Here is a 15648-nt window from a genome sequence, read left to right as displayed (position 1 = left end):
GTGGTTTCCTCCTCAGGCGAGGGTGAGGTCGAGCAGGGCTGAGGCGTTCCGGCCGCGTACGGCTTCGAGATCGGCCTCGGACAGCCGGGCTGCGCGCAGGGCGGCGACGGGGTCGTCGGCGCCCATGTCGAAGGGGAAGTCGGAACCGAGGAGTACGCGGTCGGCCCCGGCCACCCGGATCAGCTCCCGCAGGACGTGCGGGTCGTGGACGAGCGAGTCGAAGTACAGCCGCTTCAGATAGCTGCTCGGCAGGTTGGCGCAGCCGGCACCGGCGTCCGAGCGGGCGGTCCACGCGTGGTCGGAGCGGCCGATGTGGGTGGGGAGGTAGCCGCCGCCGTGGGCGGCGATCAGCTTCAGGCCGGGGTGGCGGTCGAGCACGCCGGAGAAGATGAGGTGGGAGAGGGCGACGGCGTTCTCGGTGGGCTGGCCGACCGTGTTGGACAGGTACCAGCGGTCCAGGCGCTCGTCGAGCGTGCATCCGAAGGGATGCAGGAAGAGCACCGCGCCACTTTCCTCCGCCCGGGTCCACAGGGCCTCGTACGCGGGGTCGGACAGTTCACGGCCCGGGGCGTGGCTTGAGATCTCCACACCCAGAAGCCCGTGCCCCAGAGCGTCCTCAAGGGCTTCGACAGCCATGTCCGGGTGTTGAAGTGGTACGAGTCCGAGCCCGCGCAGCCGCTTCGGGGCAGCCGAGCAGTGAGCCGCGGTGGCCTCGTTGGCCAGCCGGTACACCTTCTCGGCCGTTTCCTCGTCGGCCCAGTAGTGGTAGTGCGAGGGGGACGGGCTGACCAGCTGTATGCCGACGCCCTGCTGGTCCATCGCCGCGAGGCGCACAGCGACGTCAGTCAGTTTCGGGATGCGCTCACCCACCATGGGCCCACTCACCGCGAGAGCCTCGGCGCCGTTGCGCCGGGCGTCCAGGGCTTTTGCCGCATCGTGGCCGGGCAGGCCGGCCACGAATGCGTCGACCTCGGGAAGCAGGACGTGCGCGTGTACGTCCACGGTGAGGGAGGGGCGCGCGGGAGCGCTCGATGAGAGGCGGTGGCCGGGCGACGGGCGGGTGGTCACGGCAGCTCCCGGAGCATCGTCATGGTGCGGCCCATCAGGCCGGGGACATCGGCGTCGCGTACGCCGTCGAGCTGCCACTGCCCGATCTGTACGGACGCTTCCACCACCGGCCGGACTCTTGCGATCCGTCGTTCGTAGTACTGCTGGAACAGGGTGTCGTCCCAGGTGTCGGACTCGGTCAGGAGCCGTGCGAGGACCCAGGCGTCCTCCAGGGACAGGGCGGCGCCCTGCGCGAGGGTGGGCGGGCAGCAGTGGGCGGCGTCGCCGACGAGGACCACCCGGCCCCGGTGCCACGAGCCCTCGACCAGCATGCGGTCGAACCAGGTGTAGTTGACCTGCGCGGGGTCGGTGATGTGCTCGGTGATCTCCGGCCAGTTGCCGCCGTACGCGGAAGCCAGGCGGCGCATCTCGTCGGCGTACGACTCGGCCGGGATGGTGGCGCGGTCGCGGTTGGCCTCGACGACGTACGCGTAGAGCGTGCTGTCGCTGGTGGGGCAGTAGCCGGCGATGAAGGCCGGGCCCCCGTAGGCGAGGTCGGTCCGCTCCACGCCCGTCGGGCGCGGGGCGGCGACGCGCCAGATGGCCATGCCCGTCGGCTCGGGCTTCGTCGTGATGCCGATGGCGGCCCTGGTCGTGGAGCCGAGACCGTCGGCGGCGATCACCAGGTCGTAGCGGCCCTCGCAGCCGTCGCTGAAGCGGACGGAGACACCATCGGCGTCCTGGTCCAGAAGGCGGGCGGTGACTCCCAGGCGGACGGACGCGCCGCTCGCGCGTACGGCCTCGATAAGGATGCGCTGGAGGTCGGGCCGCTGCATGCCGACGGTGGCGGGGAGGTCGTCGCCACCGCTGCGGATGTCGTCCTGCGCGTGCAGGACGGTCCCGTCAGGGGCGGTGATGCCTACCGATCCGAAGCCGAAGCCGGAAGCCTCTACCTGCTCCCACACACCCAGCTCGCGCAGCACGCGCAGGGCGTTGCCCTGAAGGGTGATGCCGGAGCCGGCGGTCGCGTTCCAGTCGTCCTTGGCCTCGATCAGGTTCACGTCGATACCGGCGCGACGCAGCAGCAGCGTCACGGCGTTCCCGGCTGCCCCGCCGCCGATCACCAGGACCGTGCGAGCTTCATTCATGGGGGAACTCCCTTGTTCCTGTGACTACTTGACGGCGATCGGGTTGATGGGGGAGCCGACTGCGCCGGTGATGGGGAGGGGCGCGGCGGTGAGCCAGAACTCGTACGCGCCGTCGGCGGCGCAGTCCTCGGCAAGGGCCTCCAGGTCCCACATCTCCCCGATGAGCAGGCCGATGTTGGGGATGGCGACCTGGTGCAGAGGCTGGAAGGCGACGTCGAACTCGTTGGGCCGCACCTCGAAGCCCCAGGTATCGGTCGCGATCGCGGCGATCTCGCTGCCGTGCAGCCAGCCGGCGGTGGTGAAGGACAAGCCGGGGGCCGCGCCGCCTGCGTAGTCGCCCCAGCCGTCGCGGCGGGCGCGGGCGAGCTGTCCGGTACGGACCAGGACGATGTCGCCGCGACCGACACGCACGCCCTGGGCCGCAGCAGTCGCTGTCAGGTGTTCCTCGGTGATGGCGAAGCCGTCGGGCAGCTCGCCGCTCTCGCCGATCCTGCGGCCGACGTCCAGGAGCACACCGCGGCCGGCGACGTGCGGGGCCATGTGCTCGATGCCGGTGACCAGGTCGCCTTCGGAAGTGACGGTCGTCGCCGCGTCCCGGCCGTTCCACGTCTTGCCGTGGTCGAAGATGTGGCCGAGGCCGTCCCACTGCGTCGAACACTGCAACGGCATCGCGATGACGTCGTCGGCACCGCCGAGGCCGTGCGGGAAGCCCTGCAGGCCGAGTGCCGCGTCGGTGCCGGTGTCGAGCATGGTGTGCACCGGATTGGTGCGGCGGCGCCACCCCTTCTGCGGGCCGTTCATGTCGAAGCTCTGGGCGAGCGAGAAACTGGCGCCCCGGCGGATGAGCGTGGCGGCCTCGCGCCGTTTCGCCTCGTCCAGGAAATTGAGGGTGCCCAGCACGTCGTCCGAGCCCCAACGTCCCCAGTTGGAGTACGCCTTGGCGGCCTCGGCGATCGAGCCCTCGGGATCGGTGCGGTCGAGGGTCATGACGTCTCCGCGACACAGCGGGTGCGCTGAGCGCCGAGTCCGGTGATGGAGCCGTCCATGACATCGCCGTCGCGCAGCAGCCGCCCCCAGTGCATGCCGTTTCCGGCTGGGGAGCCGGTCAGTACCAGGTCGCCGGGCAGCAGACGGGCCGTCTGCGAGGCGTAGGAGACCATGCGTGCGACGTCGAAGATCATGTCCTTCGTGGACTCGTCCTGCATGGTCTCGCCGTTCAGCTTCAGCACGAGGCGCATGTCGTCGGTGTTCGCGATCGACCCGGCCGGCACGATCCACGGGCCGAGCGGGGTGAACCCGGGAGCGTTCTTGCTGCGCAGCCAGTCGGTGCCGATCTGCGGCATGTCCCGGCGGAAGACGGTCGCCCGGTCGGTCAGGTCGTTGGCGATCGTGTAACCGGCGACGTGGCTGAGAGCCTCCTCCACGGACACCTGGTGGGCCGGACGGCCGATGATCGCCACCAACTCCAGCTCCCAGTCGGGCTTCCCGGCCCAGGAGGGGAGCACGACATCGTCGTACGGGCCGGTGATCGCGCTCGGCAGGCCGATGAAGACGTACGGCAGGTCCTCGGTTGCCCGGCGGTCCATGATCTCCGCCGCCTCCGCGCGCCGCTCCTCCTCGGAACGGTCGTCGTCCGGCGCCCGGTGCGCGACATGCAGGTCAATCACGTGCTGCCGGTAATTGGCGCCCGACTGGAACACCTGGCGGGGCTCGACCGGTGCGTGCACCCGAAAGTCCGCCAGAGGCCTTCGCTCCGGAGCACTGTCGCCGGCCAGCGCCGTGAGCTGCTCCGCAGCCGTGTCCCAGGTCTCCAGGAGAGCGCGGACGGACAGGGACTCGTCACCGAAGGCAGCGCGCAGGTCGACCACCTGGGCGTCCGCCGTGACGAGCGCGGGGAAGGCCGGTCCGTCCGGTGCCGAGAGCGTGGCCAGAGCGAACGGCCCGGCGAACAGCGCGGACGCGGATGCAGATTTCACGAACATGTCCTCCTGATTGCGGTGTGACTAATCTGGACCCAGCACCCGGGATCACGGAAATCAATTCTATGGATAGCTACCATCCATCGCGTTTATTCCTTCCTGGTCGGCGCCTTACCGCAAGGGGAAATCTCGTGAATCTGGCCAGCCTCGACCTCAACCTCATCGTCGCTCTGCGTGCCCTGCTTGAGGAGCGCAACGTCACCCGTGCCGGGGAGCGCGTCGGGCTCAGCCAGCCCGCGATGAGTGCATCCCTGGCCCGGTTGCGCCGCCACTTCGGCGACGATCTGCTCGCCCGTGTCGGCGGCCACTACGAACTCACCGCCCTCGGCCAGGTTCTCCTGCACCGCACTTCCACCGCCTACGAAGTGGTGGAGCGCCTCTTCGCCAGTCAGGCCGACTTCGACCCGGGCAGCGAGAAGCGCGAGTTCAAACTCGTGGCGTCCGACTACGCGGTCGCCGTGTTCGGCGCCGAGCTCGCCCGGCTGGTCCACGAGGAGGCCCCCGGCATCCGTCTGCGCTTCGTCCAGACCCCGCCCACCGTGGTCGACGACACGGCCACGCTGCTGAGCACCACCGACGGTCTGCTCATGCCGCACGGAGTCATCAGTGACTTCCCCGCCACCGACCTCTACGAGGACAGCTGGGTCTTCCTCGTCGCGGACGACCACCCGAGCGTCGAGGGCCGGCTCACCCTCAACGACCTGGGACGACTGCCGTGGGTCACCTACCAGCGGACCTACGACGCCCCCGCCGTGCGCCAGCTCGGCATGCTCGGCATCGAGCCGCGCGTGGAAGTTTCCGTCGACAGCTTCCAACTGCTGCCGCTGCTGGTGGCGGGCACTCGGCGCATCGCCCTGATCCAGGCCCGCCTCGCCCGGCTCCTCGCACCGCTCGCGGCCGTGCACGTGGTGCAGCCGCCCTACGAAGCGGTCCCGCTGCGGGAGGCGATGTGGTGGCACCCGGTGCACACGCACGACGCGGCCCACATCTGGCTGCGTGAAACGACTGCCCGCGTGGGCAGGCGCATGGCTGACGTGTCCGAGGCGCCGACCGCAGACTGATGAGTGTGCGTCCCCGCGGCCACCAGTGAGGCCTGGCCGGGAAGGTCGCGCCATCCACGGCTTGGATCGACGTCATCCGAAACTCGGATCGCGTGGGGGGTGGGCGGTGCAGCGCCCGGACCGCATAGTCATGGCACAGCACGCGCCATAGTCATGGCACATCACGCGCCCATGCCGTACGCCGCAGCGGGAACTGCATCACCATGCTCATGAACAGCCCTGACCAACCTGTGTCACCGTGCCGGCACGGCCAGGGTCGACCGGCGCACGACCAGTTCCGGCTGCAGTACGACGTGGGCGTGTTCGTGGCCGGCGCCGCGGGCCGTCTCCTCGATGAGCAGGCGGCCGGCCTGGTGGCCCAGCGCCACGGCAGGCCGTCGCACCGAGGTGAGCGGGACGACGGCGGACGCGGCGAATTCGATGTCGTCGTAGCCGACCACCGCGAGGTCCTCCGGCACCTTCAGCCCGGCTTCGTACAGAGCCTGGAGTACGCCCAGGGCGAGCAGGTCACTGGCGCAGAAGACGGCGGAGGGGCGGTGGGGGAGCCCGAGGATGCGGTGCCCGGCGTCCTTGCCCGCGCCCACGGTGAGGTCCGCGCAGGCGAGCTCCCTCAGGGCTGTGAGCGGGAGCCCGGCCTGGGTGACGGCGTTGACGGCTCCCCTGCGGCGGTCCCGTACCTGCTGGAGGTCCGGACCGCTGACATAGGCGATGGAGCGGTGTCCCCGGTCGATCAGGTGGCGTACCGCGGCGTGCCCACCCGCCACGTCGTCGATGCCGACGGAACAGGCGCCGGGCTGGGGGCCGTACTGGTCGGCGACGACGAATGGAACAGCATTCCGCCGGAAGGCGGCCACTGTGCGCCCGACGGCTTCTCCGGAGGTCAGCACGGCACCTCGGATCCGGTGCGAGGTGATCAGGGAGAGATGGCGCGCCTCCTCTTCGAGGTCGCGGGTGCCGGTGCAGACCATCACACCGAGACCGGCCTCGCGAGCGGCCTGTTCCACGCCCACCGCCAGGGCGGTGAAGAACGGGTGAGCCAGATCCGGCACGAGAACTGCGAGGACACGGGCCGCCCATCCACGCAGTTGCCGGGCTCCTTCTGTCCTCACGTAGCCCAACGAGTCGATCACTGCCAGCACGCGGGCTCGTGTGGGCCCAGCCACGAGTTCCGGGCGGTTGAGCACGTTGGAAACGGTGCCGAGAGAAACGTCGGCCTCCCGCGCGACATCCTTCATGCCCACTCTGCGGCGTACGGCATCCTCGTGGTCCATCAGAATCCTCTGTATGAGCCTTGGTCCAAGACACGTCGGAGAGTGGACGGCAGGCCCGCTGCCGTCCACGGTCTAACTGCCACTCAGGGCGGCGGTGCTGCCGCGCACCACCAGTCGCGGTGTCATGGAGGTCTGCATGGCCCTGTCGCGTCGGCCCTCCACGCGCTCGATGAGCATGCGGGCGGCCGAGGAGCCCATGGTGTGCCCGGCCTGGTCGACGCTTGTCAGCTGTACGGGGGCCAGGGCGGCCAGGGCCGTGTTGTTGTAACCGGCGAGCGAAAGGTCGTCCGGGATGCGCAGCCCGAGTTCGTGGGCCGCCCGGTAGATGCCCAGAGCCGCGACATCGGCGCCGGTCATGACGGCGGTCGGCCGGCGCTCGGCGGTCAGCAGGGTCATGCCGGCCTGAAAACCTCCTTCGTCGGAGTACGCGGCGTGGTGGACGCGTACATGCTGTGCGAGGCCGTGCCGCTCCATGGCCGCGCGGTAGCCGTCGGCGAGGACGACCTCCGGTGTGCGTTTCCACTGATTGGCCTTGGTGCCGGGGGCGGAGACCAGGGCGATGTCCTGGTGGCCGAGCGCCACGAGGTGGTCCACCACCAGCTCGGCACCGGTGTCGTCGGCGTCGACCACCGAGTCGTGGGTGTCGGTGCCGTCGTGATGGCCGATGACCACGGTCGGTGTGGCCGTCGCCGTCGCCAGTACCTCGGCACGCGAGGTCCCCGGCGCGATGAGGATCAAGCCGTCCATCTGGCGGTCGACCATGGACCGGATCGTCTTCGCCTGCTCGGCCGGGTCGAAGCCCGCCGCGCCGATCAGCACCGTGTACTCGCTGGTGCGGAGCTCCTCCTGGATGCCGTCGAGGATGTCCGCGAAGAACGCGTTGCGGACGTTGTCCAGCAGCACGCCGATCGTGTACGTCCGCCCCCGCATCCCGCGGGCAGCCGCCTGTGGGCGGTAGTCCAGCTCGGCGATGGCAGCCCGCACCCTCTGCTGCATGCCCGGGCTCACGCCGTAGGCGTTGCGCAACACCTTGGACACCGCGGCGACGGACACGCCCGCGTGCCGCGCGACATCGGTGATGGTCACACGCTTGTTCTGCTTCGGTGCGGCGGACCCGCCCATCGTCAGCACTCCGGATCTCGTAGGCGTCGGTGTAACGGTCTACATAATGGCGCCTGGATGACGGCAAGGCCACTGTTCCGTGCCCCGGTGTTACAGCTCCGTGTCTTGACGGATCAATCGGTGCGGTGCAGGGTGTTGCTCACTTCGTGGTGGAGAACGTTACACGCAGCCTTCTGCGCGGTCGGACCCGTTTACCTTCCTCAGCGCCGCTCACCGTTCCTCGCCCCTCTCTCAAAGACCTCCGGGAGTCTTCCGTGTCCCTTCGCATGCCCCGCGTCCGTCGTGCGCGTCTGAGCCTGTTCACGGCCGGCACCGCCTCACTGGCACTGCTCACCACCGCCTGTGGCGGTGGCGGCGCCGGATCCTCCGCCGCGCCCAAGGAGTTCAGCTACCTGAGCGTCACCGAGAACACCACCGTCAAGACCGCCCTGACCACCATGTCCGAGGGTGCGTGCAAGTCGGCGAACGACGCGTTGCCGCTGAAGGTGGAGACCGTCCCGCAGGCGAGCTTGGACCAGAAGCTGCAGCTGCTGGCCGGCCAGGACGCCCTGCCGGTGCAGTTCGCCGCGGGCAACGCTCCGGCGTTGACGCAGCAGTTGGCGAAGTCGGGCAAGGTCGCCGACCTGGAGAAGGAGCTCAAGTCGCTGGGTGTCCTGGACCAGTTGGAGCCTGCCGCCGTCTCCACGATCAAGGCGTTGTACGGCGGCAAGGTCGAGGTGCTGCCGTACGAGTACAACATCGAAGGCATCTTCTACAACAAGAAGCTCTTCCAGGAGAACGGCATAGCCGTGCCGGGCACCTGGGACGAGCTGGTGGCCGGCGCGGCGAAGCTGGCGGCCGAGGACATCCAGCCCTTCTCCGCCTCCGGTCAGCAAGGGTGGCCGATCACCCGCCTGGTGAGCACCTACCTCTACCGCAGCCTGGGCCCCGACGCTCTCCAGAAGGTGGCCGACGGCAAGGCGAAGCTCACCGACCCGGAGTATGTGAAGGCCGCAGAAGAGGTCGCAGCCCTGGGCGAGAAGGGGTACTTCGGCAAGGGCGTCGGTTCGATCGACTACGACACCGCGATGAACCAGTTCCTCAACGGCAAGGCAGCGATGTTCTACATGGGCAGTTGGGCGCTGGCCAACGTCTCCGACGCGAAGCAGAACAAGGTCGGCGCGCAGAACGTCGGCTTCATGCCCTTCCCCGCTGTCGCCGGTGGCAAGGGTTCGATCGACCAGTACCCCTCCAACGTCGGCCTCGGTATCACCCTCGGCGCGAAGTCCTTCGACAAGAAGACCGGCGCATGGGCGTCCTGCATCGCCGAGAACTACGGCAGCACCGCGCTCAAGGACCACGGCTCCATCTCCGGCTTCAAGGTGAACACCGAGGTGAAGGACGCCAACGAGGTCACCACTCAGGTCCGCGACACCATCAGCACGTCCAAGCAGAACGTCCTGTGGTTCGAGGCCCTGTTCAGCACCAAGGCCACCACCGTGAGCCAGACCAACGCCGCCGGCCTGGTGGCCGGGAGCATGAAGCCCGAGCAGTTCATGCAGACCGTCCAGGACGCGCTGGCCGCCCAGTGACCGACCGGGGGCGGCCCATCGGCCTCCTCGCGCCATACGCGTGTGCCGCCCCCGGTTCCGTTCCGACAGGTTTCTTCAACGGAAACGAAGTGGACACCATCCATGCACCGCGTACTCGGTGACCGCAGGGCCATCGCAATCCTCCTCGGTCCCGCCCTTCTGGTCTATTCATTGATCATGCTGGTCCCGATCGTGTGGTCGCTCGGGTATTCCTTCACCAAGGGCAACACCATCGACGGCTTCACCGGAAACGGGGTCGCCAACTTCTCCCGCCTGTTCGATGACCCGGCCGTCCATGACGCCCTCTGGTTCACTCTCAAATACGCCGCCATCGTCACGGTGGGACAGGTCATCGCCGGCTATCTGCTGGCACTGCTCTACGTGTTCTTCCTCAAGAAGTCCTCCGCGCTCATCCGTACCCTGGCCTTCTTCCCCGTCGTGCTGCCCACGGTCGCGGTGGGTCTTCTCTTCCAGAAGTTCTTCCAGGTCGCCCCGCAGACAGGCCCGGTCAATTCACTGCTCAACGCGGTCGGAATCGAATCAATCGATTTCTTCGGCAGCGCGGGAAGCGCATTCTGGGTCCTGATCGTCATGGACATCTGGCGCTCCATGGGCTTCTACGCCGTCCTGCTCTTCGCCGGCCTGGTGGACATCCCCGACGAGGTCCTCGAATCGGCCCGTCTGGACGGCGCCTCGGGACTGCGGCTGATCCGCCACATCGTGCTGCCGCTGTCCCTGCCGGTGCTGATGTCGTCACTCATCTTCAGCATCAACGGAACCCTGAAGGTGTTCGACTCCGTCGTCGCCCTGACCAACGGCGGCCCTGGTAACGGCACCACGCCCTTGACCTTGTACATGTTCCAGACGTCGTTCACCTACAGCGACTACGGATACGGCAGCACCATCGCTCTGCTGCTGACCGTGGTGTGCCTGCTGGTGAGCCTGGTCGTCTACCGCGTCTCGCAGCGCGACCTCACGGAGGGCTGAACACATGGCCGTCGACATACCTGTGAAGACCTCCGCAAACCGCTGGAGCCGAGGGCCGTCCGGAAACGCCGGACCGAGCCGCAGGCCCAGGGCACCGCGCCGACTGTGGGTGAAGATCGTCGTCACCCTGCTGCTGGTCGTCGAGATCTACCCGCTGATCTGGATGTTCCTGACCTCCCTGAAGTCCAACGACGACTACCTGAACAACTCCACCTGGAGCCTGCCCACGACCTGGGAATGGGGAAACTACTCCGAGGCCTGGACCACCGGCCACCTGGGTCTCTACGTCCAGAACAGCCTGCTCGCCGTCCTGCCCGCCCTGGCGCTCATGCTGCTCCTGGGCACGGCCGCGGGATTCGCCCTGCAGATCATGGTGTGGAAGGGCCGCAGCCTCACCCTTCTCGTCTTCCTGGCAGGCATGATGGTGCCCCCGCAGATGATCCTCCTGCCGCTGTTCACCGTGTACTTCCAGGCCGGTCTGTCCGGCACCCTCTGGCCGCTGGTCCTCACCTACACCGGCACCGGCCTGCCGCTGACCGTCTTCATGATGGCCACGTACTACCGCACCGTCCCCCGCGAACTCTTCGAGGCCGCCACCATCGACGGCGCCGGCATCCTGCGCGCCTTCTGGACCATCAGCGTGCCCCTGGTCCGCAACGCCCTGCTCACGGTCGGCCTGGTGCAGTTCTTCTTCATCTGGAACGACCTGCTCATCGCGCTGACCTTCACCAACAACCAGGACCTGCGCACCATCCAGGTCGGCCTGCTCAACTTCACCGGTGACTTCGGTGCCACCCAGTACGGCCCTCTGTTCGCGGCCATCTGCATCAACGTGTTCGGCACCCTCCTGATCTATCTCTTCCTCAACCAGAAGGTCATGAAGGGCCTCACCGCGGGAGCGGTCAAGGGCTGAGCCACGCCCGAAACCCCGCTCGCCCTGCTCCCGTGCACGTGACGAAAGGCTTTCCTTGTTCCCCCCTCAGCCCTCACCGGTGTCCTTCGAACATCTCCCGGACGGCCTCGGCATCGGGGCCCCCACCCCGCGCCTGACGTGGACGCTGCCGAAAGGCGGCGGTTCCCAGGAGGCGTACGAGCTCGAACTCACCCGCGCCGGACGGGCCGACCGCACCGGCCGCGTCGCCGGCCGGGACCAGGTGCTCGTTGCCTGGCCCGGCGCACCGCTGACCTCCCGCGAACGCGTAACCGTCCGTGTCCGCGTCTGGACGACGGACGCCGATGCCCCCTCGGACTGGAGTGGGCCGAGTGTGGCCGAGGCGGGCCTGCTCGACGCGGCCGACTGGCACGCGGTCCCGGTCGGTGCAGCCTGGGACGAGGACCCGGAAGCCGACCGTCGCCCGGCGCGTGTCCGCAAGGACTTCTGTCTCGACGGGCCCGTCACGCGCGCCCGCCTCTACATCACGGCGCACGGCCTGTACGAGGCTGAGATCAACGGGCGCCGGGTCGGGGACGAGACCCTCGCTCCTGGCTGGACGGTCTACCCACACCGTCTGCGCTACCGCACCCACGACGTCACCGGCCACCTCACCGAAGGCGCCAACACCATCGGCGCCTGGCTCGGCGACGGCTGGTACCGCGGCAAGTACGGCTTCGACGGCGGCACCCGCAACATCTACGGCACCGACCAGTCCCTCATCGCCCAGCTCGAGGTGACCTACGAGGACGGCACCATGGTCTCGGTGGCCACGGACGGCACCTGGAGCGCCGCCCCCGGACCGATCCTGACCAGTGGCCTGTACGAGGGCGAGACGTTCGACGCCCGGCTGCACGACCCCGGCTGGGCCACCCCCACCGGCCCGGGCGCGGGGGAATGGACGCCGGTACGCACCAACAGCCGTGACCTCGGCACCCTCGTCGCTCCTACAGGCCCACCGGTGCGCTGCACCGAGGAGATCGCACCGGTCGAGGTGACCCGCACCGGCGACGACCGCCATCTGATCGACTTCGGCCAGAACCTCGTCGGCCGCCTCCGCGTCACCCTCGACGGCCCGGCAGGCACCGCCGTCACCCTCCGGCACGCCGAGGTCCTGGAGGAGGGCGAACTCGCCACCCGGCCGCTGCGCGAGGCCTACGCCACCGACACCCTGATCCTCTCCGGCCTGTCCCCGCTCACCTGGGAACCACGCTTCACCCTCCACGGCTTCCGCTACGCCGAAGTCAGCGGCTGGACGGCGGACCTGACCGCCGACATGGTGACCGCCCGGGTCCACCACACGGACATGCGGCGAACCGGCTGGTTCGAGTGCAGCGACCCGCTGGTCAACCGCCTGCACGAGAACGTCGTATGGAGCATGCGCGGCAACTTCGTCGACATCCCCACCGACTGCCCCCAGCGCGACGAGCGCCTCGGCTGGACCGGTGACATCCAGGTCTTCACACCCACCGCCGGCTTCCTCTACGACTGTGTGGGCATGCTCGACTCCTGGCTCACCGACGTCGGTCTCGAGCAGCTGCCCGACGGCACGATCCCCTGGTACGTACCCGTCATCCCGGGCGAGCCCATGTGGACGCCGATCCACCCGGGGGCCGCCTGGGGCGACGTCGCCACGCTCACCCCCTGGACGCTCCACCAGCGCTTCGGAGACCTCGACCTGCTACGCCGTCATTACCCCATGGCCAAGAAGTGGGTCGACCTCGTCGAAGGTCTCGCCGGGCCGACCCGGCTGTGGGACACCGGCTTCCAGCTGGGGGACTGGCTCGACCCGGCCGCACCACCCGACGACCCGGCCGCCGGCCGGACCGACCGCTACCTCGTCGCCACCGCCTACTTCGCCCAGTCCGCCCGCCACCTCGCCCTGACGGCAGCCGCGCTGGGGAATGACGCGGATGCCGAGCGATACAGCGCACTCGCCGACGAGGTGGCTGAAGCCTTCCGCCACCGGTACGTCCTTCCCTCGGGCCGCATGACGAGCGACAGCCCCACCGCCTACGCCGTCGCACTCGCCTTCGGCCTGCTGACCCCGCCGCAGAGGCAGCCGGCCGGAGACCGCCTGGCCGAGCTGGTCGTCGAGGACGACGCCCGCATCGCCACCGGCTTCGTCGGCACCCCGCTGATCTGCGACGCGCTCACCGACACCGGGCACCTCGACATCGCCTACCGTCTGCTCCTGCAGACCGAATGCCCATCCTGGCTGTACACCGTGGCCATGGGCGCCACAACGGTCTGGGAACGCTGGGACAGCCTCCGGCCGGACGGCTCCCTCAACCCCGGGGGCATGACGTCGTTCAACCACTACGCCCTCGGAGCCGTCGCCGACTGGCTCCACCGTGTGGTCGGCGGCATCACCGCCGCGGCCCCCGGATACCGGAAGATCACCTTCCGACCGCGCCCCGGCGGCGGCATCACGTCGGCCCGCACCCGGCACGAGACCCCCTACGGAACGGTGTCCATCTCGTGGGAGCAGACCGCCACCGGGCTGACGGCCCACGTCGTCGTACCGGAGGGCTGTGAAGCAACCGCAGAACTGCCCGGCTGCACGCCGGTCGCCCTGGGACCAGGCGAACATGTCCTCGATACGGCGAAACTCGCCATGAAGGTTGCCTGAACAAACCCTCACACATCAGCTGTAGCAAGCCCGGCGCATGCCTGCATGCGCCGGGCTTCGTTATTCCAAGGTTCGTCGAGATCTCCGGCATTCGTCTTGTGGATGGCCTCCATCCGTTGCGCTGATAAAGAGCGGTTTCGTAATGCGTTTCAATTGAAATTTCAGATCGCTTTGCTCGATGAAAGGGGCCGCCTTGATGATTGTGAGATTTCCTTGAGGTGCGTGCTTCCCGAGGGTTGACCTGACGCTGCGAGAGGCCATAGTTTCCCCTTTGTTGGCTAAAACGCTTCACGAGCGGTTGTCGCCGGACACCGAAATCGCTCGCCGTGGGACGCGGCGGCGGTTGTCTCGAAAGAGCTGGAAAAGGCGTTTCGCCCGCAAGAGATGTTCGTATGAGATCCCCCTCGAGCTGGGGCCGACCGTGTACCTGACTGCTCGGTCGGCCCCGCCCTCCCACGGCGGCCCGTCGAGCGGCTGCCGATTCGTCCGGAAGAGCCGCTGGTCCCAACTGCACTCCGGCACCGCACATCACCTTCTCCTGCACGGAGCCTGTCATGAGAACCTCCCGCCGCGTCCGTGCCACCGTCATGGTCACGAGCCTCGCCATGAGCCTGAGCGCTTGCGGTGGGTCCGGCTCGGCAGCCACCGACGACGGCACTCTGAAGATCACCGCCAATATCACCGACCGCTCAGCCATGAAGACTGTCGTGGAGGCCTTCGAGCGGGAGAATCCGCGGGTGAAGATCGCGGTGACCTACGCCGACACCGACCAGCTCCAGAGCACCCTCCCCGCCCAGCTGTCCTCAGGTGCGGCGCCTGACGTCTTCACTGTCTGGCCCGGCTACGGCAATCCTGCCGCTTTGCGGACGCTGGAGTCCGCAGGCCGGCTTGCCGATCTGTCCGGTCTGGAATTCGCGCGCAGAGTCCCGGAGGACACCAAGTGGGTGACCCGGGTCGGCGACGCCACCTACGCCGTGCCGGCCAACTACAGCGGTATCGGTGCGATCTACAGCAAGAAGGCCATGCGTGACATCGGCGGCACCGCCCCGGAGACGTGGGACGAGTTGCTGCAGCTGTGCGACAAAGCGAAGGCCGGCGGCAAGGTGCTGTTCGCGCTCGGCATCGGGACACCGTGGGTGACCCAGCTCGCCGATTACGCGTTGGCCGCCACCACCGTCTACGCAGGCCATCCCGAGTTCGCGACGGAGATGGGTAACGGCAGGGCCACCTTCGCCGGCTCCGGCTGGAGAAAGGCGTTGGAGAAGTACGTCGAGCTCGATGAGCGGGACTGCTTCAGCAGCGATCCCTTGGGGACGAGCTACGAGACGTCCATCCAGGACGTTGCCGAGGGCAGGGCGGTGGGCGTCGTACAAGTCGCCGGCAGCACCTCGGCCATCACCGCGACGGCTCCGGAACTGCAACTGGCCATGTTCGCCCTGCCCGCGAGCAACAACGCGGCACAGACCCACATGCCCGGCGCCGTGTCAGCCGCTTATGGAGTCAACTCCGACAGTGACAACAAGGAGCTGGCCATGACGTTCGCCGAGTTCCTCGGGTCCGACACCGGCCAGAACCTCTACAACCAGGACAGCGGCACCCTGCCCGCCATCCCCAACGACCGCTTCACGCCCGACCCCGTTCTCGAGGAACTGGTCGCACACCAGAAGGCCGGCACCACCGTGCCCTTCATGGATCAACTGTGGCCCGACCCCCAGGTCCAGCAGGAGCACTTCGTCCAGATCCAGAAGCTGTTCTCCGGGCGCACCGATGTCGATGGCGTCCTTGCCGCCCTCGATGAGGCCTACCAGGAGGGATAGGCCGCAGGTGCCGTGCCCAGGCGGCACGCGCGCCGGTGAGCAACCCCTCATCCCCGCAAGCTGCGGCGTCCCGCCGCCCGCG

General features: G+C 68.4%; 12 protein-coding genes. 6 read left to right on the top strand and 6 right to left on the bottom strand.

Annotation, left to right across the window (positions count from 1 at the left end):
• Positions 1-12: 12 nt before the first annotated feature.
• The 4 genes from HED23_RS22305 to HED23_RS22290 form a co-directional block, all read right to left on the bottom strand.
• Entirely contained in the window at positions 13-1002 is a 990-nt protein-coding gene (locus HED23_RS22305) for an amidohydrolase family protein (RefSeq protein ID WP_238442304.1), read from the bottom strand.
• A gap of 62 nt (positions 1003-1064) precedes the next feature.
• Entirely contained in the window at positions 1065-2195 is a 1131-nt protein-coding gene (locus HED23_RS22300) for an FAD-dependent oxidoreductase (RefSeq protein WP_203185151.1), read from the bottom strand.
• Positions 2196-2219: 24 nt separating this feature from the next.
• Complete coding sequence (locus HED23_RS22295) at positions 2220-3182, bottom strand: cyclase family protein (RefSeq protein WP_203185150.1); 963 nt, start codon at positions 3180-3182, stop codon at positions 2220-2222.
• The gene (locus tag HED23_RS22290) at positions 3179-4177 is read right to left on the bottom strand and encodes a fumarylacetoacetate hydrolase family protein (protein WP_203185149.1); all 999 of its coding nucleotides are present in this window, start codon (positions 4175-4177) and stop codon (positions 3179-3181) included. The genes HED23_RS22295 and HED23_RS22290 overlap by 4 nt, the downstream gene beginning before the upstream one ends.
• Before the next feature lie 128 nt (positions 4178-4305).
• On the opposite strand from HED23_RS22290, the gene HED23_RS22285 reads away from it, so the two are divergent.
• Positions 4306-5235, top strand: a complete 930-nt coding sequence (locus tag HED23_RS22285) for a LysR family transcriptional regulator (protein WP_203185148.1) — start codon at positions 4306-4308, stop codon at positions 5233-5235.
• Positions 5236-5468: 233 nt separating this feature from the next.
• Here HED23_RS22285 and HED23_RS22280 read toward each other — a convergent pair whose 3' ends face one another.
• Positions 5469-6506 (bottom strand): LacI family DNA-binding transcriptional regulator, encoded by a 1038-nt coding sequence (locus tag HED23_RS22280; protein ID WP_203185147.1) that lies wholly within the window; start codon positions 6504-6506, stop codon positions 5469-5471.
• 72 nt (positions 6507-6578) lie between these two features.
• Positions 6579-7592 (bottom strand): LacI family DNA-binding transcriptional regulator, encoded by a 1014-nt coding sequence (locus HED23_RS22275; protein ID WP_338019609.1) that lies wholly within the window; start codon positions 7590-7592, stop codon positions 6579-6581.
• A 290-nt stretch (positions 7593-7882) separates the two neighbouring features.
• On the opposite strand from HED23_RS22275, the gene HED23_RS22270 reads away from it, so the two are divergent.
• From HED23_RS22270 to HED23_RS22250, 5 genes are all read left to right on the top strand, one after another.
• On the top strand, positions 7883-9199 hold the full coding sequence (locus HED23_RS22270) for an ABC transporter substrate-binding protein (protein ID WP_203185145.1): 1317 nt from the start codon (positions 7883-7885) through the stop codon (positions 9197-9199).
• A gap of 102 nt (positions 9200-9301) precedes the next feature.
• On the top strand, positions 9302-10186 hold the full coding sequence (locus HED23_RS22265; RefSeq protein ID WP_031092431.1) for a carbohydrate ABC transporter permease: 885 nt from the start codon (positions 9302-9304) through the stop codon (positions 10184-10186).
• Between the two features lie 4 nt (positions 10187-10190).
• The gene (locus tag HED23_RS22260) at positions 10191-11099 is read left to right on the top strand and encodes a carbohydrate ABC transporter permease (protein ID WP_203185144.1); all 909 of its coding nucleotides are present in this window, start codon (positions 10191-10193) and stop codon (positions 11097-11099) included.
• Positions 11100-11178: 79 nt separating this feature from the next.
• Positions 11179-13749 carry an alpha-L-rhamnosidase gene (locus HED23_RS22255; protein WP_238442077.1) on the top strand — a complete coding sequence of 857 codons (2571 nt, stop codon included), beginning with the start codon at positions 11179-11181 and terminating at the stop codon, positions 13747-13749.
• A gap of 554 nt (positions 13750-14303) precedes the next feature.
• Positions 14304-15566, top strand: coding sequence for an ABC transporter substrate-binding protein (locus HED23_RS22250; protein WP_203185142.1), 1263 nt, complete (start codon positions 14304-14306; stop codon positions 15564-15566).
• Positions 15567-15648: the final 82 nt, after the last annotated feature.

The organism is Streptomyces pratensis (assembly GCF_016804005.1).
GTDB lineage: Bacteria > Actinomycetota > Actinomycetes > Streptomycetales > Streptomycetaceae > Streptomyces > Streptomyces pratensis_A.
The sequence above is the reverse complement of the archived record's forward strand: the minus strand, read 5'-3'. Positions and strand labels throughout refer to the sequence as shown.